The 26,882-nt window shown below is 43.4% G+C and carries 23 protein-coding genes and 7 pseudogenes; 20 read left to right on the forward strand and 10 right to left on the reverse strand.

Annotated features, from left to right (window positions below):
- The first annotated feature begins 54 nt into the window (after positions 1-54).
- From JCM19037_RS14825 to JCM19037_RS14855, 8 genes and pseudogenes are all read left to right on the forward strand, one after another.
- Positions 55-1,005, forward strand: a complete 951-nt coding sequence (locus tag JCM19037_RS14825; RefSeq protein ID WP_042402488.1) for an ABC transporter permease — start codon at positions 55-57, stop codon at positions 1,003-1,005.
- 26 nt (positions 1,006-1,031) lie between these two features.
- Positions 1,032-1,919: pseudogene (locus JCM19037_RS30200) on the forward strand (ABC transporter permease).
- Between the two features lie 8 nt (positions 1,920-1,927).
- A pseudogene (locus JCM19037_RS14835) lies at positions 1,928-2,936 on the forward strand (ABC transporter ATP-binding protein).
- Positions 2,920-3,906 (forward strand): ABC transporter ATP-binding protein, encoded by a 987-nt coding sequence (locus JCM19037_RS14840; RefSeq protein WP_042402490.1) that lies wholly within the window; start codon positions 2,920-2,922, stop codon positions 3,904-3,906. Before JCM19037_RS14835 ends, JCM19037_RS14840 begins: the two are co-directional and overlap by 17 nt.
- Before the next feature lie 15 nt (positions 3,907-3,921).
- Entirely contained in the window at positions 3,922-4,569 is a 648-nt protein-coding gene (locus JCM19037_RS29445; RefSeq protein WP_307189823.1) for a M20 family metallopeptidase, read from the forward strand.
- Positions 4,497-5,045: a M20 family metallopeptidase gene (locus tag JCM19037_RS29450; RefSeq protein WP_307189831.1), complete on the forward strand. Its 549-nt coding sequence runs from the start codon at positions 4,497-4,499 to the stop codon at positions 5,043-5,045. Before JCM19037_RS29445 ends, JCM19037_RS29450 begins: the two co-directional genes overlap by 73 nt.
- Before the next feature lie 54 nt (positions 5,046-5,099).
- Complete coding sequence (locus JCM19037_RS14850) at positions 5,100-5,858, forward strand: SDR family NAD(P)-dependent oxidoreductase (RefSeq protein WP_042402491.1); 759 nt, start codon at positions 5,100-5,102, stop codon at positions 5,856-5,858.
- Between the two features lie 15 nt (positions 5,859-5,873).
- A complete protein-coding gene (locus JCM19037_RS14855) occupies positions 5,874-6,722 on the forward strand; it encodes a polysaccharide deacetylase (protein WP_042402493.1) in 849 nt (282 codons plus the stop codon).
- A gap of 834 nt (positions 6,723-7,556) precedes the next feature.
- On the opposite strand, the gene JCM19037_RS27450 is transcribed toward JCM19037_RS14855, so the two are convergent.
- Positions 7,557-8,081 carry an MATE family efflux transporter gene (locus JCM19037_RS27450; RefSeq protein ID WP_238544740.1) on the reverse strand — a complete coding sequence of 175 codons (525 nt, stop codon included), beginning with the start codon at positions 8,079-8,081 and terminating at the stop codon, positions 7,557-7,559.
- On the reverse strand, positions 8,078-8,932 hold the full coding sequence (locus tag JCM19037_RS27455; RefSeq protein WP_238544741.1) for an oligosaccharide flippase family protein: 855 nt from the start codon (positions 8,930-8,932) through the stop codon (positions 8,078-8,080). The genes JCM19037_RS27450 and JCM19037_RS27455 overlap by 4 nt, the downstream gene beginning before the upstream one ends.
- A 328-nt stretch (positions 8,933-9,260) precedes the next feature.
- Here JCM19037_RS27455 and JCM19037_RS23120 point away from each other — a divergent pair, with 328 nt between their 5' ends.
- The 3 genes from JCM19037_RS23120 to JCM19037_RS14870 all read left to right on the forward strand — a co-directional run bounded on the left by JCM19037_RS23120 (position 9,261) and on the right by JCM19037_RS14870 (position 11,614).
- A complete protein-coding gene (locus JCM19037_RS23120; protein ID WP_052363927.1) occupies positions 9,261-9,662 on the forward strand; it encodes an HAD hydrolase-like protein in 402 nt (133 codons plus the stop codon).
- Entirely contained in the window at positions 9,647-9,940 is a 294-nt protein-coding gene (locus JCM19037_RS23125; protein WP_052363928.1) for an HAD hydrolase-like protein, read from the forward strand. The genes JCM19037_RS23120 and JCM19037_RS23125 overlap by 16 nt, the downstream gene beginning before the upstream one ends.
- Before the next feature lie 387 nt (positions 9,941-10,327).
- Positions 10,328-11,614: a GntP family permease gene (locus JCM19037_RS14870; RefSeq protein ID WP_042402494.1), complete on the forward strand. Its 1,287-nt coding sequence runs from the start codon at positions 10,328-10,330 to the stop codon at positions 11,612-11,614.
- Positions 11,615-11,642: 28 nt separating this feature from the next.
- Here the strand turns inward: JCM19037_RS14870 and JCM19037_RS29455 are convergent, their stop codons facing one another.
- Together JCM19037_RS29455 and JCM19037_RS29460 are read right to left on the reverse strand one after the other, a co-directional pair.
- Positions 11,643-12,371, reverse strand: a complete 729-nt coding sequence (locus JCM19037_RS29455; protein WP_307189824.1) for an FAD-dependent oxidoreductase — start codon at positions 12,369-12,371, stop codon at positions 11,643-11,645.
- A 58-nt stretch (positions 12,372-12,429) separates the two neighbouring features.
- Positions 12,430-12,783: an FAD-dependent oxidoreductase gene (locus JCM19037_RS29460; protein WP_307189825.1), complete on the reverse strand. Its 354-nt coding sequence runs from the start codon at positions 12,781-12,783 to the stop codon at positions 12,430-12,432.
- Between the two features lie 126 nt (positions 12,784-12,909).
- On the opposite strand from JCM19037_RS29460, the pseudogene JCM19037_RS14880 reads away from it, so the two are divergent.
- Positions 12,910-13,262, forward strand: a pseudogene (locus JCM19037_RS14880) (DUF2200 domain-containing protein).
- 44 nt (positions 13,263-13,306) lie between these two features.
- On the opposite strand, the gene JCM19037_RS14885 reads toward JCM19037_RS14880, so the two are convergent.
- The 3 genes and pseudogenes from JCM19037_RS14885 to JCM19037_RS14895 all read right to left on the reverse strand — a co-directional run bounded on the left by JCM19037_RS14885 (position 13,307) and on the right by JCM19037_RS14895 (position 15,842).
- Complete coding sequence (locus JCM19037_RS14885; protein ID WP_052363929.1) at positions 13,307-14,290, reverse strand: ABC transporter substrate-binding protein; 984 nt, start codon at positions 14,288-14,290, stop codon at positions 13,307-13,309.
- A pseudogene (locus JCM19037_RS14890) lies at positions 14,226-15,067 on the reverse strand (ABC transporter permease). The gene JCM19037_RS14885 and the pseudogene JCM19037_RS14890 overlap by 65 nt, the downstream one beginning before the upstream one ends.
- Entirely contained in the window at positions 15,000-15,842 is an 843-nt protein-coding gene (locus JCM19037_RS14895) for an ABC transporter ATP-binding protein (RefSeq protein ID WP_042402498.1), read from the reverse strand. Before JCM19037_RS14895 ends, JCM19037_RS14890 begins: the two are co-directional and overlap by 68 nt.
- 225 nt (positions 15,843-16,067) lie before the next feature.
- Here JCM19037_RS14895 and JCM19037_RS14900 point away from each other — a divergent pair.
- The 7 genes and pseudogenes from JCM19037_RS14900 to JCM19037_RS14930 all read left to right on the forward strand — a co-directional run bounded on the left by JCM19037_RS14900 (position 16,068) and on the right by JCM19037_RS14930 (position 22,914).
- Positions 16,068-17,212, forward strand: a pseudogene (locus tag JCM19037_RS14900) (ABC transporter ATP-binding protein).
- Positions 17,212-17,865 carry an ABC transporter permease gene (locus JCM19037_RS14905; RefSeq protein ID WP_042402501.1) on the forward strand — a complete coding sequence of 218 codons (654 nt, stop codon included), beginning with the start codon at positions 17,212-17,214 and terminating at the stop codon, positions 17,863-17,865. The pseudogene JCM19037_RS14900 and the gene JCM19037_RS14905 overlap by 1 nt, the downstream one beginning before the upstream one ends.
- A 12-nt stretch (positions 17,866-17,877) precedes the next feature.
- Entirely contained in the window at positions 17,878-18,756 is an 879-nt protein-coding gene (locus JCM19037_RS14910) for a glycine betaine ABC transporter substrate-binding protein (protein ID WP_042402504.1), read from the forward strand.
- 27 nt (positions 18,757-18,783) lie between these two features.
- A complete protein-coding gene (locus JCM19037_RS14915; protein WP_042402507.1) occupies positions 18,784-19,434 on the forward strand; it encodes an ABC transporter permease in 651 nt (216 codons plus the stop codon).
- Positions 19,435-19,658: 224 nt separating this feature from the next.
- The gene (locus JCM19037_RS28630) at positions 19,659-20,096 is read left to right on the forward strand and encodes a CpsB/CapC family capsule biosynthesis tyrosine phosphatase (protein WP_042402510.1); all 438 of its coding nucleotides are present in this window, start codon (positions 19,659-19,661) and stop codon (positions 20,094-20,096) included.
- Positions 20,020-20,418, forward strand: coding sequence for a CpsB/CapC family capsule biosynthesis tyrosine phosphatase (locus JCM19037_RS28635; protein ID WP_373901009.1), 399 nt, complete (start codon positions 20,020-20,022; stop codon positions 20,416-20,418). The genes JCM19037_RS28630 and JCM19037_RS28635 overlap by 77 nt, the downstream gene beginning before the upstream one ends.
- Before the next feature lie 1,315 nt (positions 20,419-21,733).
- Positions 21,734-22,914: pseudogene (locus JCM19037_RS14930) on the forward strand (acetyl-CoA C-acyltransferase).
- A 38-nt stretch (positions 22,915-22,952) separates the two neighbouring features.
- On the opposite strand, the gene JCM19037_RS14935 reads toward JCM19037_RS14930, so the two are convergent.
- Entirely contained in the window at positions 22,953-23,750 is a 798-nt protein-coding gene (locus tag JCM19037_RS14935; RefSeq protein ID WP_042402516.1) for a sulfite exporter TauE/SafE family protein, read from the reverse strand.
- A gap of 53 nt (positions 23,751-23,803) precedes the next feature.
- Positions 23,804-24,298, reverse strand: a complete 495-nt coding sequence (locus tag JCM19037_RS14940; RefSeq protein WP_042402518.1) for a hypothetical protein — start codon at positions 24,296-24,298, stop codon at positions 23,804-23,806.
- Positions 24,299-24,490: 192 nt separating this feature from the next.
- On the opposite strand from JCM19037_RS14940, the gene JCM19037_RS14945 reads away from it, so the two are divergent.
- Positions 24,491-24,718, forward strand: coding sequence for a hypothetical protein (locus JCM19037_RS14945; RefSeq protein ID WP_042402521.1), 228 nt, complete (start codon positions 24,491-24,493; stop codon positions 24,716-24,718).
- Positions 24,719-24,757: 39 nt separating this feature from the next.
- On the opposite strand, the pseudogene JCM19037_RS14955 reads toward JCM19037_RS14945, so the two are convergent.
- A pseudogene (locus tag JCM19037_RS14955) lies at positions 24,758-26,686 on the reverse strand (fructose-specific PTS transporter subunit EIIC).
- Positions 26,687-26,882 lie beyond the last annotated feature (196 nt).

Here is a 26,882-nt window from a genome sequence, read left to right on the forward strand (position 1 = left end):
TGTTTATCGTAAATCTCCTTTCTTTTCGAGGACAGTTAAGGATGTGAGTACATAATGAAAGCATACATTCTCAAAAGAATTTTATCAGTCATACCTGTTTTACTTGTTGTGGCAGTTGTTGTCTTTTTTATTATCCACTTAACACCTGGCGATCCAGCGGCTGTCATACTCGGTCCAGAAGCAACTCAACAGGACGTGGAACAGTTAAGAGAGAATTTGGGGTTGAATCTCCCAATCTATGAACAATTCGTTACGTGGTTTTTCAATGTTCTAAGAGGAGATTTAGGTTGGTCGATTTATATGAATAAGCCAGTATTGAACGCATTTTTTGACCAATTAGGCCCTACATTCTCATTAGCTATTTTATCCCAAGCTATCGCTATTCTTATCGCTATCCCAATGGGGATTATCGCAGCGAGTAGAAGAGGAACTTATCTTGATCGCTTAGTAATGAGTTTTTCGTTATTCGGCGTTTCGGTACCTAACTTTTTGTTGGCTCTACTATTAGTATTAATCTTTGCTGTACATTTCTCTCTATTGCCTGTTGCAGGGTACCAACCTCTTTCCACCGGCGTTTTTGAGCATGTGCGTTACTTAATCTTGCCTGCAATTGCACTCGGTGCAATTCAAGCAGCCTTAATCTCAAGAGTAACAAGGTCATCCATGCTAGAAGTTCTCCATTCCAACTATGTAAAAACAGCTGTTGCAAAGGGAGCGAAAGAATGGGTCGTCGTCATTAAACATGCGCTAAAAAATGCTTTTATTCCAATTCTCACCGTTATTGGGCAAACGTTTGGTCAATTGATTGCAGGTGCAGTTGTCATTGAAACGGTATTTAATATTCCTGGCATTGGACAATTGATAATTAATGCTATTACGAGACGGGACTTCGAAGTGGTGCAAGGCTCTATTTTACTAATTGCAACGTTTTATGTCGTCATTAATCTAGTTGTTGATTTAATGTACGGATTAATTGATCCAAGAGTGCGCCTTAATCGAAAGTAACTGCTAACGAAAAGAGAGGAAATGCTATGCAGGTTAATCAACTTGAAGTGAATACACCACAGCTGAATAAACAAGCACTGAAGCGAAAACAAAGAAAGCTATTCATTCGCCGTTTTCTAACCAACCTTTCAGTAACCTTTGGTTCCATTATTCTGATTGTTATTGTTGTTGTCGGTTTGTTTGCACCGATTATTGCAACCCATGACCCGTATGATATTCACCCAACAGAACGTCTGAGCGCGCCGAGTTCAGAGTTTTTCATGGGTACAGATAATCTAGGAAGAGATTTGTTTAGCCGCGTCGTTTACGGTACACAAGTTTCGATGTATGTAGGCCTGTCGGTAGCAGCCATTTCTGCATTCTTTGGTTTACTTATCGGGTTGTATTCCGCGTATTATCGACCACTTGACCACGTGTTAATGAGGTTTGCTGATGGGTTAATGGCGTTCCCACCAATACTTCTAGCGATTGCCATTATGGCTGCGATGGTCCGAACCCAACAAATGTTATTTTAGCGCTTAGTGTTGTCATGATCCCTACTGTTGCTCGTGTCATTCGTTCTGCCGCGCTCGTTATAAAGGAACAAACGTATATTGAAGTATTAAAAGCCCAAGGAGCAAAGTCATTTCGAGTCATCTGGCGACATATTGCTCCAAACACGCTCTCTCATTTAATTGTCCAGTTAACTTATGTATTTGCGATATCCATTATTATTGAGGCAAGTCTAAGTTTTTAGGCGCAGGGATCCCTGCGCCAACACCAAGCTGGGGAAACATTATCTATGAAGGAAAAAGCGTGTTACATTCCGCATGGTGGATGACCATATTCCCTGGTGCATTTATCGTTATGGCGGTGTTGGCCTTAATTTATTTGGAGATGGGTTACGAGATTTATTAGATCCACATAGAAAATAGGTGATCAAATGGGAGTATTATTAGAAGTCCACGAGCTTAAAACAACGTTTACGACGGAAAATGGAAAAATGACAGCAGTTGATGATGTTTCATTTCATGTAGAAAAAGGTGAAATGATCGGAATTGTAGGGGAATCAGGTTGTGGGAAAAGTGTTACATCAGAATCGATTATGCAGTTGTTAAACCGGAGAACGACGGACTACTCTGGGGAAATTCTTTTTAAGGGCAGAAACTTGCTTCATCTAAAGGAAAAACAGCTCAGAAAAGTAAGAGGGAATGAAATCTCTATGATCTTTCAAGATCCGATGAGTTCTCTAAATCCTGTGTATACGATAGGAAATCAAATTGCTGAGGCAATCATGATTCACCAGAATAAGAGTAAGAAAGACGCTTATACTCAGGCCGTTGAATTACTTCGACTTACTGAGATTCCTTCTCCTGAAAAGCGAGTCCATGAATTTCCTCATGAACTATCAGGGGGAATGAGGCAAAGAGCAATGATTGCGCTCGCTTTAGCTTGTGAACCAGAATTATTGATTGCTGATGAACCTACGACTGCGCTTGATGTAACCATTCAAGCTCAGATTCTTGATCTTATCAAAGATTTAAAAGAGAAGCAGGGCATGGGTGTTGTTCTCATTACACATGACCTTGGCGTTGTTGCAGAAACATGTTCAAGAGTGGTCGTCATGTATCTCGGACAAGTGATTGAAGAGGCAAATGTTCATGATCTATTTGAGTCACCATTACATCCATATACGGGGGCTATTGCAGTCTGTGCCAAAAATTGATGGTGATCGCTCCAAACGATTGAACGTTATTCAAGGAACCGTTCCTTCATTAAATAACATACCTCCTGGCTGCCGGTTTTATGAACGTTGCAGCTTCCGGACAGAGAAATGCAAATCAGAGGCGCCATCTCTTGATTCTGCCAGCGGGACCCAAAAGGTGCGGTGCTGGAATTATAAAGAAATCAAAAGTAGAGAGGAGGTAGGAACGAATGTCGGTTCCACATGAAGAACAAGTGCAAGATGAACTTTTGGTCGTTGATCAATTACAAAAACACTTTCCCATAACAAATGCGCTAGGGAAAACGATTAATAACGTACGTGCAGTTGATTCTGTGAGCTTCACATTAAAGAGGAAGCAAACACTAGGTATTGTTGGTGAATCTGGTTGTGGGAAGAGCACGACAGGTCGGACGCTTCTAAGGCTCATTGAGCCGACAGGAGGGAAGGCAGTATATAAAGGGCAAGACCTCTTTTCTCTAGAAGGAAAAGAGCTCATGAAGATGAGAAGAGAAATGCAAATGATCTTTCAAGATCCCCATAGTTCAATCAATCCAAAGCAGCGTGTCGGAAATGCGGTAGAGGAGCCGATGGTAATCCACCGACTGTATAGTGGAAAGGATCGAATGACGAGAGCGATGGATCTACTCGCCAAAGTTGGCCTTAGAGAAGACCAATACTTTCGGTTCCCGCATGAATTCTCTGGAGGTCAGAGGCAACGAATAGGCATCGCTCGAGCGTTAGCAGTTAATCCAGAAATTATTGTATGTGATGAACCTGTGTCTGCACTCGATGTGTCCATTCAATCGCAAGTCATTAATCTTATGCAAGACATTCAAGATGAATTTGACTTGGCGTATATTTTTATCGCGCATGACCTAAGTGTCGTTCGCCATATTGCTGATGAAGTGGGAGTAATGTACCTAGGCAACCTCGTAGAAAAGGCAGAAACAGATGAACTATATAAACACCCGCTACATCCGTATACACAGGCGCTGCTATCATCAATTCCAAGTTCAAGTCCAAGTATCATAAAAGAACGAATTACGTTAAAAGGAGATTTACCTTCTCCTATCGATCCACCGAATGGCTGTAAGTTTCACACGAGATGCCCTCACGTGATGAATGTATGTAAGGAGATAGCTCCAGAATTTAAACATGTTAGCAGTGAGCATGGGGTTGCTTGTCATTTATATTAGAAAGGGTGAGCGGTCATGACCGAAAAATTATTTGAAGATTTGCAAGCGATATATCCCGAGATGGTCGAATTTCGACGTGAGATGCACATGAATCCGGAATTATCATTTCAAGAAGTGCACACCCCCAAAAAAATAGCAAACTATTTACGTGATTTAGGCTTAGAAGTGAGAACAGAAGTTGGAGGCAGAGGTGTTGTAGGGAAGCTTCAAGGAGAAAAACCGGGAAAAACGATTGCATTTCGAGCAGATTTTGATGCTTTGCCGATTCAAGATCAGAAGAACGTGGATTATAAATCAACTGTGGACGGTGCGATGCATGCGTGTGGGCACGATATCCATACAGCGAGCTTGCTAGGTGCGGCGAAAGTGCTGAGTCAACATAAAGATAAAATTAGCGGGTCCATTGTATTCATTCATCAATTTGCTGAGGAACAAATTCCAGGTGGTGCCATTTCGATGATTGAGGATGGTTGTCTTGATGGGGTCGATGAGATATACGGAGCACATGTTTGGACGTCCATTCCTCTAGGAACAATTGGTATCATTGGTGATTATGCGATGCTGCTGGTGATCAGTTCGATATTGAAATCATTGGAAAAGGGGGACATGGGGCAAAACCACATGTCACCGTGGATTCAATCTATATTGCGTCTCAAGTATTGAATCAATTGCATCAAATCGTCGGAAGACAAGTTGACCCATTAAAGACAGGTGTAATTACGGTTGGTAAGATAAATGGGGGACAAGCGTTTAATATTATTGCGGAAAACACGAATATGTCGGGTACGGTTCGAACATTTGATGCTGAAGTTCGAGATACTATTGAAGAGAAAATAAAACAAGTAACAAAAGCTGTTGCTGAAGGGTTAGGTGGGACTGCGAACATTTCCTATACTCGTGGCTATCCCGCACTATACAATCACCCTGAACCTTTAAAGAACGTTGATGATCTTGCGCAAAATGTAGTAGGAAAGCCATACGTGAAATATCTATTGCCATCGCCAGGAATGGAGGATTTCGCCTATTATGTAAAAGAAATTCCCGGTGCATTTTTCTTTATCGGTGGTGCAAATAAAGAGATCGATGCAGTATATCCGAACCACCATCCAAATTTGATGTGGATGAACGTTGTATGTTAAATGCGGCTAAAATGTTTATTTCACTCGCGCTACAAGAAAATCAGGGTGCAGACCATGAAGGATAAAACGATTGTTGTCACTGGTGGTGGCAATGGGATTGGGAAAGCAGTGGCTAAGATGCTACTCTTTGAATCAGCAAATGTCATCATTACTGATAAGAATGAAGATGCCGGTCATCGTACATTTGCTGAATTGCATGAAGAGTATCCGGGTAAAGTTGACTTTCTCCCCCATGATATATCTTCTCAGGAAAGCTGGGAACAAGTGAAAAGCGAAGTACTAAACAGATACGGGCGAGTGAACGGTCTGTTTAACAATGCAGGTGTATTCCTAATTAAGCCATTAGTCGATACTTCGGTAGACGATTTTCATAAGATTATGAATGTAAATGTGCTAGGAACATTTCTAGGAATGAAGACGTTCATCCCTCATTTAGTTGAAAACGGCGGAGGATCAATTGTGAATAACAGTTCAACAGCCGGGCTAGTTGGAGCTAAAAATGTGTCATTATATGGAATGAGTAAAGGTGCAATTCGGACACTTACCAAACACGGAGCATTAGAATATGCAGACAAGCAAGTGCGCATAAATGCAGTGTTCCCAGGATTTGTAGACACAGAAATGATGAAGCATCGTGAAGATAAAGAAAAGAATGAAAAGATTGATTATCAGAAAGGCGTTCCGCTTGGTCGTATTGGCAACAGTGAAGAGATTGCTCGCACTGTGCTGTTTTTATTGTCAGACCAGTCTTTATATACAACCGGTGCGGAATTTATTATTGACGGAGGCAGAACAATTAGTGCTTCTTACTAAAATGGAGTGTGGTCGATGAGTGGGAATATATGTTTGACATTTGATTTTGATGCTATATCGTTATGGTTGCAAAAAGATATGACGTCAATGAGTTCAATTTCAAGAGGTGAATTTGGAGCGGAAGCAGTTCCTCGCTTCCTTCATACACTCAAAAAGAGAAATCTAAAGTCAACGTGGTTTATACCAGGACATACGATGGAAACCTACCCAAAAATATGTCTAGATATTCATGACGACGGTCATGAAATTGGATTGCATGGATATGATCATGAGAATTTTAATCTGCTTGACGAACAGGAAGAACTTGATATCTTGGACCGGTCTTTTCATGTGGCGTCTGCTTTAATTGGTAAGTCACCTAAAGGATTTCGTTCTCCCTCTTGGGATGTCTCATCAAGAACAATCAAAAACATCGAATCGTTAGGACTAATCTATGATAGTAGTCAGATGGGCAAAGACTACTCCCCCTATTATTCAAGAAGTCAGGATCAATTTCCAAAACAGAAGCCACCTATTTTCGGGGATCAAACAACCATTATTGAAATTCCAGTTTCCTGGTCTTTAGATGATTATCCGTATCTTGAGTTTTCGAAGGGAGCATCAGGTTTTATCCCAGGTTTAAAAAAGCCAGAGTACATGTATGATAATTGGCTTGACGATGCGTCTTACATGTCAAGAGATTTTAAAAACGGCAATATGGTTATCACTCTTCATCCGCAAGTATCTGGTCGAGGTCACCGCTTATTAGCATTTGAGCGATGGTTAGACACACTCATCGAACGAGGATTTACGTTTACAACGATGGAAGAAATTGCGCTTCGGTTTAGCCAAGGTGAGAAATTTGGGAGTTATGAACCAGAATAAATAATCAATAAAACCCTTCGTTAACGAAGGGAATTTAGTAGAACGACTTTTAAACCGCAGTGTGGTTAATTATGGAAAACTGCGATCATGATCGCGCCAAACACCTTTTTATTCCAGTATCTGGGTGATCTATATAAGTTGCGTTTAATCTGCCCTATTGATGCTTGCTTTCTGCTACAGGCGGGTGTGTTAACTCCAGAGCATAAGGGGTTACTTTGGCTCACTCGTCTGTCTACCGATGTGCCTAAAAATAGGATCTCGTTCTTTCTTATTTTAATGAATACTACTTTAGAAGATGTTCACTTTACTCGTTAGCATGAACGAGGGGGCGATTTATGTGGTGGTTTCAATGGGCTGGTTACCCATTATGAGCAGATTTTCTAAAAATTGACCGCACATTAGACTGAAATTGTACAATTGGCCTGTTTATGGGAGAATCTATCGTTTCTATCGTACGATTTTCAACCATAGACCTTGTAAAACAAGAAGAATCTTACCATAAACGATTCTATGGTAAGATTTCCACCCCGCTAGATGTTTAAAGAGAGGGATCCAATCGTCACTGAAACTGATTTTTGTTACATGTGGGCAAGCGAAAGTCACTATTCTTCTTCGGAATGCGCACATAAACGTTGCCAACTGTCACAATAAGAAATATATGAGGCATTTGGTGCCTTAAAAGAACCCGTTTGAAGCGCGGATTGTCACTTAAAAGAGTCAGAGAGGATGCCGGTCTTTGCCCTTTTAGATGACCACATAAGCCTGGGCAAAAGTGTTACGAATGCCCATAACAATCTCGGGACTAGCAATGTTAGGCAGCGAAGATGTTGGCGCTTAATCGTATAGAGCGATTGTTACCCTGTGAAGTCTATAGGTTTCGTTATGAAGCAAAGCCCCGTTCTTCCTCCCAAGCATCACATTTAATCCGAGTTTTTCGCAAATGGTGACATAATGCATAAGTGTTAATAATACCGCACCCATGTTCATTCCGAGAATAATGCCATCCATCTGTAGACTTGGCAGTGAACCTAAATACAGCATGAGGATAAAAGAGATAATCGTTGAATACAACGAGTGAATAAACGCGTCCCTTACAAGTCCTATGCCAATTAAGTAGGCTTGGAGCGGAATGGCAAAGTAGTGGAACAAGAAATACGGCACGAGAATCGTTAAATAAGCGGAAGCTGTCGATTCTTCGAAAAAGAGATTCGTAATTGTATCAGAAAAAGCATAAAATGCGAGAATCACAGGTGCCCCGTACACGATGGTCACAAGGATGGATAGTTTCAAATAATGGTGGAGTGTGCGGAAATCTTTCTTTTCATAGCTGTCCGCAACGATTGGGATTAGAACAATCAACAGGGCATGGGCAATAAATGCTGGAAAGAATCCAATCGTGAACGCAATACCAGCGAGCTTTCCGTATTCAACGAGGCAATGCTTTCAATCATGCCAGCGTTTCCGAGTGCCCACGTAATGAGGAACGGTTTAATGGCAAATGTTGCGGAATGAAAGACCCGTAAACCAGTTGTAGGTACCGATACAGCTAATAGTTTCTTCCGCGCTTCTGCCCACGGCATCGTGGAACTTTTTGCTTTTTTGATGCGTCGCATATTAATAATAAATACAGTGACTAAGTAAGTTAACACGAGCAATTCACTTAATTTCAAGGCGAGTAAGGCCATAAAAATTGCGGTGTCAGACTCCCATGAAAAGAAACTGAACACAAACAAAAGACCAAGTAGCTGGCATGTCCGCTTCAACACATTGGCAATGGCAATCATGCCTGTTTTTTGTGCGCCAATGAGATAGCCTTTTACGACAGCAGAGAAGGAGATAACAGGTACAAGGAGGATCATTAGCCATTGAATTCCCGTGTGGTAATCGTCAAATACGGGAAGCATTGGCAAAATCCATACGGCAAGTAACATAACGGTTGCTGCACAAACTGTTGCGAGTTTTAACGCATGAATGAGAACGCTCCAATGATAATTTGGTTCTTGTTCAGCAATCAGTTTGGAGATCGATACGGGCAACTCCATGTTGGCGAGCACAACGACAAATAGCATCGTCGGCAAGATCGCCATGTACATGCCAAATGCTTCATCCCCTAGCTCTCTTGCGAGCACGACATTAATAAACAGCTCCAAGCATTCCCCGACGAATGCCGCTAAGGAAAGAACAAGTAGACCTCGAAAAAATGAATTCATTCAACCACCCTCTTCTCTGTCTGTACATGAATATGAGACAAGGGTCTAAAATATGGGTGAAAATTATTTGGTAGAAAACGGGTATGGTTTATAATATTGTGAATCACTTTTGGAATTGTTCTTTACACTCAAATGTTTTATAGGGCGGAAGGGATGATCTCGATACTTAAGGAATACGATACAGAATGGAGTGTAAATGGCCGAACAGCCCGTGCTATTCTAATTTTTTGTGAGGTGATATAGATGAAACAATACATTACATTTGATTTAGACGGCACCTTGATGCAAAATCCCTTTGTCTCCTATGTGTTCCCGGAGATTGAACAAATTGCGAAAGAAAAAGTTGAGTGATGAAATTTCAATGAAAAATCTGCTTGTAGAAGAGCACAACGCTCGAATGAGTAAAGGGCAAATTGTTGAAGCATATGATTGGGATCAGATTGTGTCTAGTCTGTTTTCTTCCCAGCAGCTCACTTGGGACCAAGAGATTGAGGAATTGGTGAAGAAACATTCTACGAAAGGTAAAGTTTATTTACTGAATGATGAGATTATCGCCACACTTCAGCAATTACGATCAAAAGGATACACACTTGTTGCTGCTACAAATGGTTTTGCTAAATATCAATTACCAGTGATGGAGTTTCTGGGTATTGCTTCACATTTTGATGTTATTCTAACCCTGATCAAACGGGGTACGCCAAGCCTGATTCAAGAATGCTCGAGAGTTTAGTGAGCGATGGGAACATTGTAGCTCATGTTGGTGATCGGATTGATCATGATGTGTATATGGCGAATGAGTCAGGGTGGACATCAGTATTTATTACACGATCTTTACCTGAGTCACTAACGGGGGTCAATCCTTATTCACGTCCTTCATTTATGGGGAAGGCATTTCAAGAAAAGTGGGTAGCTGAACATCATGCTGCCGATGACTTTGATATCAAACTTGGCATACCGAACATGGTGATTGGTTCAGTATCTGAGCTAATTGGCGGGTTAAATACGTAAAGTAGGAGTAATTAGAAGAACGAGGGCGGAGTACAACAAGCCATCCACAATTGCACGTCGAGGGCTAGTAAGTATCCAAGCACAGCGGATGAAAGATTTATCTGCTGTGCTTTTTGCGTACATACTGCGCCGTATCTCTGTCGAAAAATGACGGAAATCATTTTTGCGACAGAGAAGCGACATAGAAACGCTAAAAGTTACGGTCGCAACTTGGAAAAGAGGTAAAGTGAATCGGCTTTTCCCCCTACGTTTGTCGGCTTACCAGTCTGATAGAAGAATTGACTCAGGCTTTCTTCTTGATGATGGATGAGAGTCATGCTCGTTCCTTTTCGTGCATACTTTTATGATAAAATGTAAGCGTTAACAAAAGTCAGGGGAGGTCTACATATGTTAGGGATTTTTATCGGTTTGATCCTATTAATGGTACTCGCATATCGTGGCTGGTCCATTATCTGGATTGCACCTATTTGTGCAGGGGTCGTGGCTCTTACAGGTGGGTTGGATTTATTAGATGCATATACGGATACGTACATGGGTGGGTTTGTGAATTTTGCAAAAAGTTGGTTCCCGGTCTTTATGCTCGGTGCGATATTTGGGAAGTTGATGGAGTATACGGGCATGGCAAAATCGATTGCGAGTGGCATTATCCGAGTGCTCGGAGCCAAACGGGCGATTATGGGTGTGGCACTATCGTGTGCGGTTCTTGCGTACGGGGGCGTCAGTGTATTCGTTGTTGTTTTTGCGGTGTATCCGTTAGCGCTTGATATGTTTCGTCAGGCGAACTTACCTCGTCGGTTGATGCCTGCCACGCTTGCTTTTGGCACGCTCACGTTTGCGATGACGGCTTTGCCGGGCACACCACAAATCCAAAACCTCATTCCAACAGATTATTACAATACGACGGCTGCTGCCGCTCCGATCATGGGACTTGTCGCAGCAGCGTTTATGGCTGTAACCGGTTATGTGTACTTGAAGTGGCGAGAGAACAAGATGCGTGCCAATGAAGAAGTATTCACAGAACCGAAAGAAAAGGAAGAAGACAATCGCGTGTTTGGTGATCCGCCGCCGATTTACTTAGCAGTATTACCGTTACTGACGGTTATCATTGCACTCAACATCGTCCAACTAGATATTATTGTGTCGTTACTACTTGGAATCATTTTGAATTTGCTCATTTCTATTACGAAAGTAAAAATGTTTGTAAAAGCAATGAACGAAGGAGCTAGCGGCTCAGTTTTAGCGATTATTAATACGAGTGCAGCGGTCGGCTTCGGGACAGTTGTACAAAGTGTTCCCGGATTTGCTAGATTATCCGAAGCGCTGTTAAGTGCACCGGGCAGTCCGCTTATTTCCCAAGCAATTGCCGCCAATGTACTCGCTGGAGCGACGGGGTCAGCTTCAGGTGGTCTCGGTATTGCGCTTGAAGCGTTAGGGGATACGTATTATCAAATCGCTCAGTCTGTCGGACCGTCACCGGAGGCATTTCACCGCGTAGCGTCATTAGCTTCAGGTGGATTAGACTCATTACCACATAACGGTGCCATCTTAACCTTGCTCATTGTGACGGGAATGACGCATAAACAATCGTACAAAGATATTGCGGTTGTATCGGTTATTATTCCGATTTTATCCGTCATTCCTGCGATTATGCTTGCGACATTTGGAATCTACTAAAATGAAAAACTAGCTGCTGAATAAGCAGCTAGTTTTTCAAGCTTTCCCGCTCGATTGAGAAGGGGTCAATATTGTGAGTAGTCTGGCCATCAATGATAAGTTCAGATAAAATCTCGCCAACGACCGGCGCATATTTAAAACCGTGTCCTGAAAAACCGCCTGCTAGCAAGAGGTGAGGGTGTTTCGGGTGACGGTCAATGATAAAGTCATTATCGGGTGTGCGCGTATATATGCAAGCTCGACCATCAACGAGTGCGCCTGCAGCTTTAGGTAAAAATCGTTCAAGAAATTGCCTTGGAGCTTGTTCATCTTCTCGGTAAGCTCCGAATGTACGATCCATTGAGGAAGGATTCACATGCGGTCCATCATCGTGACGTCCAGACTTGATGCCTTTATTGTCAATGGCAGGAAAACCGTAATATTCTCCGTCAGGAAGATCCGCAAAGAAAATGGGAAATGGATGATCAATTGAGAACAGTTCTTCGTCCGCATCAAACCATACATTGGTTTGCCTCGTTGGCTGTAAAGAGACATCGAGCCCGAGATCATTGAAAAGATGCTCATTCCACGCACCACCACTAACGATGATCTGAGAGGCAGTATAATTTCCATCTGGCGTATACACCGTTGATTGATCCGGTGAGATGTTCGTTACTGGAGTGTTGACGAGAAGTTCAGCCCTGCTTGTAAGGCCATCTCTCGAAAAGCGCGTACACAAGCTGCGCTGTACAACATCCCGGCTTGTTCTTCCAAACAACCTTCATATCCAGAAGGGGCTTCAATACCTGGCCAGCGCTTTTGGATGTCTTCGTGACTCAATCGTTGATAAGGAATCCCATATTCATCGGCACTTGAGATCGTTTTTTGAATAAACGGGGCGCCTTCGGACCGAAGGAAAGCACACCGGTTTGGCGAAAGAGATCATATCCGGATACCTGTTGCAGTTCTTCCCAAAGCTGCTGTGAACGCAGCGCCAGCGGGGTGTACGCTTTTCCCTCTCCTAATGCGTGACGAATAATACGGGTCTCACCGTGATGGCTCCCCATTTCATGAGGAGGGTCAAATTGGTCGATCAGCAATACTTTTTTGCTTCGCTTGGCGAGATAATAGCCGGCAGCCATTCCCATTGTTCCCGCCCCAACGATGATCACATCAAAGTTTTGTTTCATATTTGCACTCCTATCCAGTAATCAAGTTGGAAACCTTTTCCCTTTCGTGTTGAGAGAAAAACATCGTGAGCGGTACGGCGATTTGCTATAATAGCGATAAAGACTGGATGAAATGAGGGTAAAAAGATGAGTCACAAGATATATAAAATGAGCTTTTCGAGTGTGTACCCCCATTATGTTAAGAAAGCAGATAGAAAGGGTCGTACAGAGCAAGAAGTGATTGAGATTATTCATTGGCTCACAGGCTATAGTGAGCAGGAGCTAAGAGATGAGTTGGATAAAGAAACGACGGTAGAAGATTTTTCAATGAAGCACCGCAGATGAATTCGGCACGTACAAACATTACAGGTGTCATATGCGGTGTGAGGGTCGAAGACATTGAGGAACCGTTAATGCAGGAAATTCGTTATTTGGATAAACTTATTGATGAATTGGCGAAAGGTAAGGCAATGCCCAAAATCCTGCGAACGAACGTCTAAAAAGAAAAATTGCCACGGCTAAGCTCGGCCGTGGCAGCCGCACATTATTCTAAAACAGCGTCCAAATACGTATAATCAACAAGTCCGTCAATCTCATCAGAATTTGCATATTCGGCTTCAACACTAATTGTAGCCATTTGCTGCAGCACATCTTCATTGATTTCATACGTAGGGTTTAAGCGATTGCTTGCTTCTAATGTTTCGTCGTAGTCTAAGCCACTTCCGGTGATTTCCTCTATATGATCAACGAAAACACTCACAGCTTCCTCTTGATTTTCCTCAATAAACTCGACGGCGCGAATATGGGCGCGAAGGTAGCCTTCGACAATTTCTGGGTTTGCTTCTGAGAAGGCGTTTCTTACGGTGACGACGGTTGTTGTTGATTCTCTTCCCCAAGCAAATTCTTCTTCATCGAGAAGAATCGTGGCATCCGCTTGATTCTCCAAAAACACTCCCCACGGCTCTTGTGTGGCTGCTGCATCAACATCTCCTTGTAAGAATAATGTGGACGTATCCGCAGGTGCTTGAGGCATAAGATTAACCGTTCCACCGTCGGCGACAGGTGTAAGCCCAACCTCATTTAACTCATGGCGAAGCATAATGTCTTGTGTAGAACCGATCGTTGGGATTGCGACATTTGCACCGTCCAAGTCTTCGACACTCTCAATTCCTGACCCGTCTCGAACCGCGAGAACAGCGCCACCATTTACAGCGCCAGCGATGATTGAGTGTTCAGGGTTTGTGATATACGTCTGGGTTGCAGGGGAGGGGCCGACTGTACCGATGTCCAAGTCTCGTGTTGACATCGCCTCCATAAAAGCACCGCCGTCAGGGAATGTATTCGTGTTGATCGTAATGTCATCCCCTAATTCTTCTTCCATAAAGCCATTTTCTAAAGCAATGACCGTTGTAATATGTGTGAAGTTTGGAAAATACCCAATCATCACTTCATCTGCTTCCTCTTCAGAACCGCAAGCGGCTAAGCCGAGTAATAGTATACTGCCTAATGCTAACATTGTTCGTTTCATGATGCGCCATCCCCCATTTTCTAGAAATTGATCGTTCCATACGCAGGAACACTTGATTGTCCATAATCGTTCCGATCACAGCAATAATAATCATGATCGCTAGCACTAGGTCCATCGATTGAATGGAGCGTCCCATATTTAAGAGGTAACCTAAACCACCACTTCCCCCGAGAAGTTCAGCTGCCATTACCGCTCGCCATGCAAATGCCCAGGCAACGCGTAGACCTGAAATAATGTGAGGCAAGGAGGCAGGCAGAATGACCGTTCGAAACAAGTGACCCCCTGATGAGCCATCGTACGTGCTGCGTTTAAATAAATCGGCGGTACATTTTTAAAGCCGGTACTTGAATTTACCGTCATCGTCCACGTTGCACCAATTGTGATAATAAACAAAATTGAGGCAAATCCAAGTCCAAACCACACGATTGCCAAAGGGAACCAAACGATACTCGGAATCGATTGAAGTGCGGTAACAAAAAAACCGAGTGTATCATCCACCCATTTATAGCGAGAAATTAAATATCCAAGTGTGAGCCCAAGTACGATCGCAATAAGAAAACCAAGTAACATTCTTCCGAGTGTTACGCCTGTTGCCGTTAGAATTTGCCCAGATACGAGCCCGCTAAATAGTGTCCCAAAGACGGTAGGGCCATCTGGCGTGTTCGGTATAAATAATGGGGGCCACATGAATGTCGGGAAGATGCCCGACTTAGATATGATCTCCCATGTGGTCACGATTACGATCACGAAAAGCACTCGTCTTAAAACGGTAGTCATCCCCGAGCTCCTCCTTCAACACTTTTTCCATTTCCTCTTCCAATTCTTTCATCACTTGTTTTTCAATATGAACGAGTACACTGTCAGAAGGATCTCGAGGACGTCCTGCTTGCACGGTAAAGGTCTTCTTAATTTGTCCAGGACGAGTGCTCATGAGTAGCACCCGATCAGAAAGCGTTAATGCCTCGCGGATGTTATGCGTAATAAAAAGAATCGTCTTGCCTGTTTTTTGCCATATTTCTTGCAATTCTTGGTGCATAATCATGCGTGTTTGTTCATCCAACGCCGCAAAAGGTTCATCCATAAGCAAGATTTCGGGATCCATAATGAGTGCTCTGGCAATGGCGACACGTTGTTGCATCCCCCCCGATAACTCATTTGGAAAATGCCCCTTAAATTTACTTAAGTGCACCATCTTCAAAACGTCATCAGCTCGTTCATCAACTTCTTTGGCACTAATTTTTTTTAGGCGCAAACCGTATTTCACGTTATCAACGACACTCATCCAAGGAAATAACCCACCTTGTTGAAACACAACGACCCGGTCAGTCCCTGGACCGTTCACTTGTTTTCCATCCACAGTAATTGATCCTTCAGACGGTGAGTCTAAACCAGCGACCAAGTTTAAGATGGTCGATTTTCCGCAACCTGACGGACCGAGCAACGATACAAATTCTCCATCCTTAATCTGGATGGAGACGTCGCGAAGCACTTCAAGTTGTTGGTGTTTATCTTTTCGAAACGATTTATGAACACCATCTATACGTACTTTCATTAACGACCACCTCATTTATATCATAGTAAATTTATATGAATTGTATATTATATGCGGATGGTCCGTCAACAATGATTTCAATTCCGCCATTTTTTTGTCTACTTGTTTGATTAAGGAACAAATGGGTAGAAATGAATGACCGAAAAGTGCATAAAGGCTTATTTTTTTGAAAATATATGGTAGACTTAGATTTACTATTACTAAATAGTGAATAGGGGTGATGGAATGATTCAATTGAAGGCAGTGGAGAAGAAGTATGATGACGGATTTGTTGCACTTAAAGATATTAATTTAGAACTGCACTCCGGTCATATTAATGTCTTGATTGGGCCAAGTGGTTGTGGAAAAACGACAACGATGAAGATGCTGAATCGACTGATTAATCCTACTCGTGGTGAAATTTATATTAAGGATAAAGAAATCTCAACGATGAATCCAGTTGAACTTCGTAGACAAATCGGTTATGTGATTCAACACATCGGTTTATTTCCTCACATGACGATCGCTCAAAATGTTTCAGTTGTGCCTAAGCTTTTGAAATGGGAGAAAGGGAAAACAAAGGAGAGAGTAGACGAGCTACTCGAGATGGTAGGGTTAGATCCGAGCGTATATCGTGACCGGTATCCATCAGAGCTTTCAGGTGGACAACAACAGCGCATCGGCGTCATTCGTGCACTTGCGGCTGAACCGGATATCATTCTCATGGACGAGCCATTCAGCGCTCTAGACCCAATCAGCCGTGAACAATTGCAAAATGAACTTGTTGATTTACAGAAGAAAGTGAAGAAGACGATTGTGTTTGTGACACACGACATGGATGAGGCCTTAAAGATTGCGGATCGAATTATCATTATGCAAGAAGGGACAATCGTTCAAAACGACACCCTGAAGAAGTGCTCCGCCGTCCCAAAAATGATTTTGTTCGGGACTTCATCGGGACGAACCGACTGCACAAATCAGATGAGCTTCCGCCTTTACAAGAATTGCTCAACGAGAAAATGGTAACGGCAGATATGAATATGGGATTTGCTCGGGCAGTAAGCGTGATGCGACGTCAAAAAGTGGACTCACTCTTAGTGGTTAGTGAAGAAAAACGTCTCGAAGGGTACGTGAGCATATTTGATGTGATCGACAACTATGAAGAAGAAGCGATGTCACTCGCGGATATTTTAAAACCAGTGGAACATGTACTTACGCGTGATCAGACAGTCGAAGAAGGGTTAACGTTAATGACCGAACATCAGTTGTCTTACGTGCCAGTAATTGGTGACAACGAGACGTTGCTCGGGGTCATCACAAGAGGCACGATTGTTGGCTTGATGAACGACATGTACACCCGAACTCCTGAAGCAAGTGGAGTGGTGTCCTAATGGCCTATCTAGAATTTTTGCAATCGCGCTACCAAGATATTTTTGTTCTGCTGGGACAACATATGACAATTGCCGGTTTAGCTGTGCTATTTGGCGCTTGTGTCGCGATTCCAACAGCAATCATCTTAAGCCGATTGCAACATGTAAAAGTGTTACAGACGATTACGTTTACAATTGCGAATATTTTCCAAACGATCCCGACAATCGCACTATTAGCACTGTTGTTGCCGTTATTTGGGATCGGTATGCGTCCGGCGATCTTTGCCCTCTTCCTCTATTCGTTGTTGCCTCTTCTTCGAAATACTTATGCCGGCATTCAGTCTGTTGACGAGCACGTCGTAACTGCAGCTAAGGGAATGGGCTTTAATACCTTTCAGCGGCTCTACAAAATCGAGCTACCGATAGCATTTCCGTACATTATGTCAGGAATTCGCCTAACAACTGTTTATATTATTAGTTGGACAACGTTAGCTGCGTTGATTGGTGCGGGAGGGCTAGGTGATTTTATCGTTTCTGGTATCGGAATTAATAACACGTACTTAATTGTTACAGGAGCTATAGCTGCCATTATTTTAGCACTTATTACTGATCTCATTTTAGGAAAACTTGAAAACCGCACATACAAAAAATCGAAAGCGATTAATGAAAATTAGGAGGGATTCATCATGAAGAAGTCAATATTGCCACTCGGTGCTGTCGTTGTTTTTGCTGCTGGATGTGGAGGTGGAGACACGATTGAAATTGGCGCACAAACGTATACAGAAACAAAACTTATAGCTTACATGAATGAGGCGCTAATTGAAGCTCATACTGACTTAAGTGCAGATGTAACACCGGACATCTCAGCCAGTCCAATGGTTATTAGTGCGCTAGAGGAAGAAGAGCTCGACATTGGTTTACTCTACAGTGGAGAAGTGTTTAACAATCATTTTGAGGTTGAAGAGACGAATGATCCTGAGGCTGTGTTGCAAATGGCACAAGAAGGATTTGATGAGCATTTTAATTTCAAGTGGTTTGATCCGCTAGGCTTTGAGAATACGTACATTATGACGGTGCGTGCAGACCTTGCTGACGAGTACGGCTTAGAGACGGTATCTGACGTTGAGGCTGTGGCAGACGAACTGAGTCTTGGAGTAGATACAACGTGGCTTGAGCGTGATGTGGACGGATACCAATCGTTTGTTGACCATTACGGATTTAGCTTTGCGGATACAAACTCAATGGACATTAACCTCGTCTATTCGGCAGTCGCCAATGAAGAAGTGGATATCGTTTTGGCCTATTCAACGGACCCGAGACTCATTGAGTATGATCTTGTCACGCTAGAAGATGATCAACAATTCTTCCCGCCTTTTGATGCTTCTATCGTTGCAAAAAATGAAACGTTAGAAGAATACCCAGAACTTGAAGAAGTGCTCAACACACTCACTGGCATGTTTGATGAACAAGCAATTACAGAACTAAGTTATGAGGTAGATATTAACAACCGAAGTGAGCGCGACGTTGCTCGCGAGTATTTAGAGGAACAAGGGCTGCTTGACTAATCATATCGCACCGTCCGGAGGGGTCCGATGGAGTTTATAACAGAACTTTTTCAGTATATGACACGAAACTGGGACTTGTTGCTAGACTTAGCGATTGAGCATCTCATCATGGTGCTCATCGGTGTAGGGATGGCACTCGTCGTTGGCGTTATATTAGGGGTCATTTGTGCCCGTTTCCAAAAAGTCGCCGGAGTCATTTTATCGATTGCTAACATCATTCAGATCATACCGAGTTTAGCTTTGTTAGCCATTCTCATGGTCTATTTCGGCCTTGGGTTTTACACCGTCGTTGTCGGGTTGTTTCTCTACTCATTAATGCCAATCATTCGCAATACGTATGTTGGCCTAAAAGAAGTTGACAAAAGTATCTCTGAAGCGGGACGAGGCTTGGGGATGACGAGTATGCAGCTTTTAAGCAAAGTGCAACTTCCCCTTGCTTTACCGTTTCTTATGGCTGGCTTACGTGTCGCAGCCGTCATTGCTGTAGGCGTCGCTGCACTTGCGCCAATGATTGGTGGAGATGGTTTAGGGCGTGAGATTTTTGCAGGTATTAATACGATGAATGACATTCGCATCTATGCAGGGGCTATACCAGCAGCATTGCTCGCAATTTTTGCCGATGTGATTCTAGGCTTCTTTGAAAAATATACGAAAAGAAAAACGAGCCCAGCTACGTAGATGGAATAGCAGAAAGATCAGAATGATGATCTTTCTGCTTTTTTTATATTTTGTCACGATTAATATCCTTCAATAATCGCCCCATACAATTTTAGCATTCGTACTAACGGTGTAGGTCTTTAAACATACCAACAATAAAAAAACAGTGTAAATAATCAAAAAGGTTATGTATAATAGGATTAAAGTTCTAGTTAATTGCTCGATTGTGGAAAAGGGAGAGTCATTTGATTGACATTCATAGTCATATTCTACCGCATATTGATGATGGATCGCGTTACATTTTAAAGAGTGTCGAAGATGCGAAAAAGGCGGCTCGCGAAGGAATTACTCATATGGTACTCACACCTCATCACGGGGTGGGGTCGTATCGGAATACGAGAGGGAAGATTCTTGATGCGACCCGTCGTTTGCATATGCGGCTGCATAGTGAACGTGTACCCGTGAAAGTGTTAGCAGGTCAGCAGCCGCTTATTTTTGAAAATATGATCCAAGGGCTCGAGAATGGAGAGTTGTGTACTCTTGCTGATCGGGGACAATACTTGCTTATTGACTTACCGAAGAATAGTATCCCTACGTTTGCTGCAGATGAGTTGCTCACATTACAACAACATGGCATCATCGGTGCTTGCTCAACCAGAAAAGAACAAGGCGATTCAAAGTGATCCTGACTGGTTGTTCGACCTCGTACAAAGTGGGATCGCTGTTCAACTAGCAGCTGGGAGCCTGCTTGGTGATTATGGAGGCGGCACGAAGAAGTTCGCTTACCAATTGGCTAAATGCGGCTTAACGCATTTTATTGGCTCTGATACCCATGGCGGTCGAAAGCATCGACTACAGAAATCCTATCAAGAAATCGCTCGAAAATTCGGTAGCCAGAAAGTTGATTATTACAAAGACAATGCTGACTTGCTCATCCACAGTCAACACATAGAGCGTGAGGACAGTGCGCCTCTCTGGGAAACGGGTGTTTTTATGGACGGCTAACAATAAGTACAGGGTGCAATGACGGACAGGTTTTGCGCGTGCAAGTAAGTGTTCACGCTCACATTTTAGGTAGGTTGTGTTGACTATAAGTGCAGTACCAACTTTGTTCGCTTAGTCTACTATACAGCGGAGGACTGATGTGTTGAGGCGATTGGTTAGTCACTCTTTATTCTAATAGTTTCATCCCACGTCTCACTTCTTTTTACGTGTAAAGCCATTCAGCTCACCGAAAGAGGGAAATAGAAATACGTATAACCGTGTTTCGCTTGTTATCAATAAATAATCCCACATAGACTCTGCCTATGATGGGATTTTCTTGAATGGGGAACCATTTTCAGCAAGGAATCCCCACATAGAAAGTCTATATTCCCACATACACGGTTCTATGGTGGGATTCTTAACGATCACAACGCGCCATGTAGCTGAAATCCCCACCTAGATTGAGTTCGGTGGTTCGCGTTCACGCGTAACTTTCAGTGAGCTGACATCATCGCTTTGATGGGACGGCTATCCGTGTGAAAGGTGACGAGTATCCATATAGAATGAACTTAAGATTTCCTGAATGTACTCCAAAGCATAAGGGCGGCATCGGCGCTGTGTCTACTTTGGATGGAAGCTTAACGTTGGTAATTTCTAGGAAATCGGTGATCTAGATCACGTCCAAAATGGTCTAGATCATGGTAAAAGGACTGTTTTTCTCATATATAGGGCGATCTAGATCATTTTCATGGTGATCTAGATCATTTTTCACTGCTTTCAACACCAGCGGTGCTAATGAATGCTCAATATTGGTAATTACTAGGAGGTTGGTGATCTAGACCACGCCCAAAAGGTCGATTTCCACAAATACTTGACGATCTTTATAGAATGAACTTAACGCTTTTTCTTGATTTGCACTGTTGGGTGGAGGGATAGCGGGGTGCTGGGTGCCATTCTGCGCGCACGTTTGCGCTTTTCACCGACTTTAGCGCTGAATCTAGGCTGTAGTGCCAACGACACGTCGGCCCCCTCGGGGCCGAAACGAAACCGTACTCGGTTCGGCGCGGCTAGCGCCGACGTCTTGTTGGTACTTCAGGGCGAGGATGTACAAGTACCTTTTAATCTGTTCCCTAGTTTATGAGAATATATCGCTTACCCTACGATTTCCCCCAACTCGAGCACAGTTTCCACTTTTCTAAGCATACCATTAGTTCTTGAAGAATTTCTTTCGTTCAACGTATCTAGAAAACAATGCTACGTACATTTTTGAACTGATCTTTTTATATTATGATAAAATTATATCAATTCCGATATCTTCATTAGTAAATAAGGAGTGATGATCATGAATGATGTGTATATCGTAGATGCAAAAAGAACAGCTATTGCCACATTTTTGGGGACGTTAAAAGGACAATCAGCGATTGATATTGCTGTGCCTGTTGCAGAATCGATATTAGAATCAACAGGGATCCCTTATGATGCAGTAGATGAAGTGATTGTTGGCAATGTGTTTAAAGCAGGTCTAAAGGGCAACCCTGCAAGGCAAATCGGTGTGCGCTCTGGCTAAGTGTGGAAACGCCAGCAATGACCATTGATAAACAATGTGCTTCTGGGCTGAGAGCGCTGACGCTCGGTGCGACGCAAATTGCTGTTGGAGAAGCGGGACTCGTGTTAGCCGGCGGAACGGAGAGCATGACTCGTGTTCCAAGACTGTTATTTGGTTCAAGAGACGGCCAGAAAATGGGCGACACGAAGCTCGTCGATGCGCTTACATACGACGGCTTGCACTGTGCGATGGAAAACTATCATATGGGTGTGACTGCTGAGAATCTTGTCGACCAGTATCGGATTTCACGTGAAGAGCAAGACGAGTTTGCGCTAAACAGTCAGAATAAAGCGCTAGCTGCTATTCAAGCAGGCAAGTTTGAAAAAGAGATTGTTCCGCTCGCGGTCCAACAGAGAAAAGAAACCCGCACATTTCACGTAGATGAAGGCCCTCGGGATACGACGCTCGAAAAGCTATCGAGCTTATCGCCGGTTTTTAAACAGGGAGGGTCAGTTACTGCAGGTAACGCCTCAGGCTTAAATGATGGAGCGGCGCTGACACTGCTTGCGTCTAAAGAAGTTGTCGAGCGATACGGACTCACTCCGTTAGCGAAGATCACGTCGTTTGCCAGTGCGGCTGTCGACCCAGCAATTATGGGAATTGGACCTGTACCAGCGACAAAGCGAGCATTGGAAAAAACGAAATTAAGCTTAGAAGACATTGATCTGTTCGAACTGAACGAGGCGTTTGCGGCACAGGTGATCGCTGTGAACCGTGAGCTTAAAATTCCTGATGAGAAGATTAACGTCAACGGTGGAGCGGTTGCACTGGGCCACCCTGTAGGTTGTTCGGGCGCAAGAATTGTCGTCACTTTACTTCACGAGCTTCATCGGCAAAAGAAATCCCTTGGGTTAGCTAGCCTATGCGTCGGAGGTGGGCAAGGGGTTACCATCGTTGTGGAAGCGGTTTGATATAGAGCAGTGCCTGCAAAACAATGGCAGGCACGCTTTTATCCGAAAATCATCATCAAGACAACGAGCACTAACAGAAGTAAGTATATTTTGGAGAATAGTCCATCTGGAAGTTTTTGAGCGATGATTCTTCCTAAAGGAACTCCGGCAAATCCACCAAGCGTGAAGCCAAGGAGCGCAGGAAAGTAAATAAAGCCTACGGTACTGTCAGGCATGCCTTCAGCTTGTAATCCTGTAATGAGGTACGTAATTGAACCTACAATAGCAATGGGTAAACCGAGCGGGGTTGCGAGTGCAACGGCGTGTAGCATGCGTAGCCCCCGTTTTCGTAGGTAGGGAATGGTCATTAAGCTGCCACCAATTCCTAACAGTGTGGAAACAAAGCCGATAACGATGCCGCTAATGGCACCGGAGGATTTTTTCGGATAGGTGAAAGCATGTTCTGTAAAGGCATTTGTAAACGTCCGCTTTGCCACGTTTGAAATGATTACATAAATAAGAAATGCGATAAATACATAGCGTAACCCGTCACTCGGCACGTAACTGGCAATCACACCGCCAACGAATGCCCCCATCGAGATCGTCAACACGAAAAACCGAAAAATCGGCCATTTAACATTGTTTTGACGAGAATGATTAAGCGTTGAATTTAAGGAATTGATAATCATTACCGCGAGAGACGTTCCGATGGCTGTATGCATGAGGTAAGATGCAGGAATTGATTCAGGTAGTAATGCAAACAAAATCGGTACAACAATGAGTCCACCACCTAAACCAAACAGGCTAGAAAGTACCCCAATGAGTATGCCAATAATCGTAAAAATTAAAATGGACACCGTCCCCACTCCTTCCTACCCGAACGTTACAACACCCCTTAATTGTAACATGGCTATGATGGGTACCGGTGGAGAATGAGCGGCTCACCTTGTGCGCGAACGAAACAAAAGTCGCGAGACAAAAGGTGATTCATATGTTGAGAGTCGTATGACGTGTTGCGAAAAAAAACTTTTGCAGTCACGTATAAATGCTTCACGTTCATCCATTGAAAGTACTGGACGATCTTTTTTAGAAATAACTCTCTCATCGTTAAGCTGTCAAAGCTCGTTTCGATATACATTTCTTCTACAACTGCGAAGTTTCCCCATTCCTTCACCCCATCATCTATTTTTGACAATACCTTCAATACTGAGGAAACATCTTTAGAAATTCCTTTAGAAGGCAATTTAGACATGCTCGTTTCATTGAACAAATAATACTGACAAGAGCCAATGGCTATCATTTCTTCAGCTCCAACGTCAAAATATTGCAATGTCAAATAGCCAATCATGTAATTGTCTTGAGGGTGAAGTGACATGGATCCGCTAATTTCAATGTGATGGTCCATATTTGTCATCCTTCCCAATTTGGTAATGCCTGGACAGGCATAGATTACCTAGTTGTAAGAAAATACGATAAAACAATGTAAATGGATGCATCAATCGCACAAATTAAGCATTAAGACCTAATTTTCCAACAGTGATCGTCAGTACACTTCGGCGTGAGTTCGTGCATAGTTTAGCGTTGAGGGGGCGTTTATTTGAGACATTCCAATGACTTCTTCAATGATTTAAGACGCTCGTTAAAAACTTTTGAACGTGATTTTAATCATCGATTCTCGGGAATGAACAAGAGAATTGATGACGCAGACCGTCGCTTTCAACAAATCGATGAGCAGTTTGAAAAGGATACAGATGAGCGATTTAAGCGAATAAATCGAGGTTTCGAACGGGCAACGGATTCTTGGTCAGATGAGTATAGGAACTAAAAAGGAACAAGCCGAGGTGAGTCCTCGGCTTGTTCTTTTTTAGCGTATTTCATCTAAGCGCTCGTAGATGTCATCCATTGATGTTGCTTTGGACAAGTCTTCTCTGAATTCATCGTCCATTAGTTTTCGTGAGAGTAATTGCAGGATTTTAAGATGATCATCGCCTTCTCTTTCTTTTGGAACAGCAATCATAAAGATGAGTGTTGCATGCTCACCATCAAGGCTGTTCCAATCGACACCGTCACGTTGGATTCCAAAAGCAACAGCAGGTTCTTTTACGTGATCAGACTTTCCGTGCGGGATCGCAATCTGCATGCCTAACCCCGTTGAGCCTTCGGCTTCACGTTCAAGAATTACTTCTCTGAACGCTCGTACGTCAGTAATGACATCCTCTTCATGCAGTTTGTCGATGAGTTCATCAATGACCCCATCGCGTGTGTTGCTTTGAAGGTAGGTACAATTAAATCTTTGTTGATCAGGTCTGTGAGTTTTTCAAAAGAGACCGTCGAAGGCTGATAGGTGCAATTTGTTCCTTCGCTTGATCATTAGACGCACTCACAGCAGGGGCTGACCCGGTGTTCTCTGTTACGGTTTTCTTTATGAGGTTCACAAGTATAGCTGTAATGACAGAACCGACCAATATTGCGACAAAGAACATAATCACACCGTCGATTGCACCGAGCACACCAACAATCGGACCGCCGTGGGCAACGCTGCCGCCAACATTAGCGGCCATTGCAATCGCTGCTCCGGCCATCGAACCAATCATGATGGTAGGAATGACCCGGAATGGGTCTCTTGCAGCGAAAGGAATTGCACCTTCTGTAATTCCGAACAAGCCCATCGTAAATGAGGCTTTTCCAGTTTCTCTCTCGGACTGGTCGTATTTTTTGCGGTTGATAAATGTTGCGAGACCGAGTCCGATCGGTGGTATTGCAATCGCAGTTGCTACAGCGCCCATAATGGCCAAGTTTCCTTCGGTAATCATCGCAGCACCGAATAAAAAGGCAACCTTATTGACTGGCCCCCCCATGTCAAAGGAAATCATCGCTCCAAGAATTAAGGAGAGTAATATTGCATTCGTTCCTTCTAATCCTTCTAGCCATTGGGTCAAACTATCAAAGACGAAGGCAACAGGCTCTCCGATGACAAAGACGAAGAGAAGTCCGACGATGAGTGAGGACAGAACAGGGATAAATATAATCGGCATTACTGGCTGCACCGCTTTAGGTACAGGAATCTTCTTAATTAAGAGGCAACATAGCCGGCGAGAAAACCGGCAATTATGCCGCCGATAAACCCTGCTTCTGCTTCACTACCGTAGATGGAACCGTCAGCGGCGAGCAACCCGCCGATCATTCCTGGCGCGAGTCCAGGCCGGTCGGCGATGCTCATTGCGATGAAACCGGCAAGAATTGGAACCATGAATGTGAAGGCGCTTGCCCCGATGGCTTCAATAATGCTCCAGACGGAGTCTTCTGGAACAGCCATTCCATCTTCGGTAGGCACACCACCTAGTGAGATGGATATGGCAATGAGTAACCCGCCGACGACGATAAACGGAATCATAAATGAAACGCCGTTCATAAGGTGGCGGTAAATTGGATTCTGTTGCTTGTCTTCATTCTTTGTTTCTTGTCCATGACCGGTTTGGATTGTTTTGGCATCCCCTTGTAGAATTTGTTCGAGAAGTTCTTTCGGTCGATGCACACCGTCTTGTACACCGACTTCCACGTAGGGGAGGCCTTGAAAACGGTCTTTCTCAATCGTTTTATCCGCGGCGAAGATCACACCTTCTGCATCTTGAATGTCAGAAGACGTGAGCACGTTTTCCGCACCGACAGAGCCTTGGGTTTCAACTTTAATTTCTACGCCGAGCTCAGCGGCGGCTTTTTGTAAGTTCTCAGCCGCCATGTATGTGTGGGCGATGCCAGTGGGACATGCTGTTACAGCCACAATTTTCTTCATGTTTCTCCCTCCTCGTTCCAATCATACTACTTCGTAAGAGAGAGAATGTAAGCGTTTTTTTTACCGGAATGGTGTGCACTTACGGAAACGATTAAAGCAATTCAAAAATAGAAGAAGCATTTGTCATGACGGTAAATCGGTGAATACGGTCAGGGTGTTCACTCAATTGCGAGATTTCTCGGAATAACTGCTTCAT

It is taken from the genome of Geomicrobium sp. JCM 19037 (genome assembly GCF_000698105.1).
Lineage (GTDB): Bacteria > Bacillota > Bacilli > Bacillales > Marinococcaceae > Geomicrobium_A.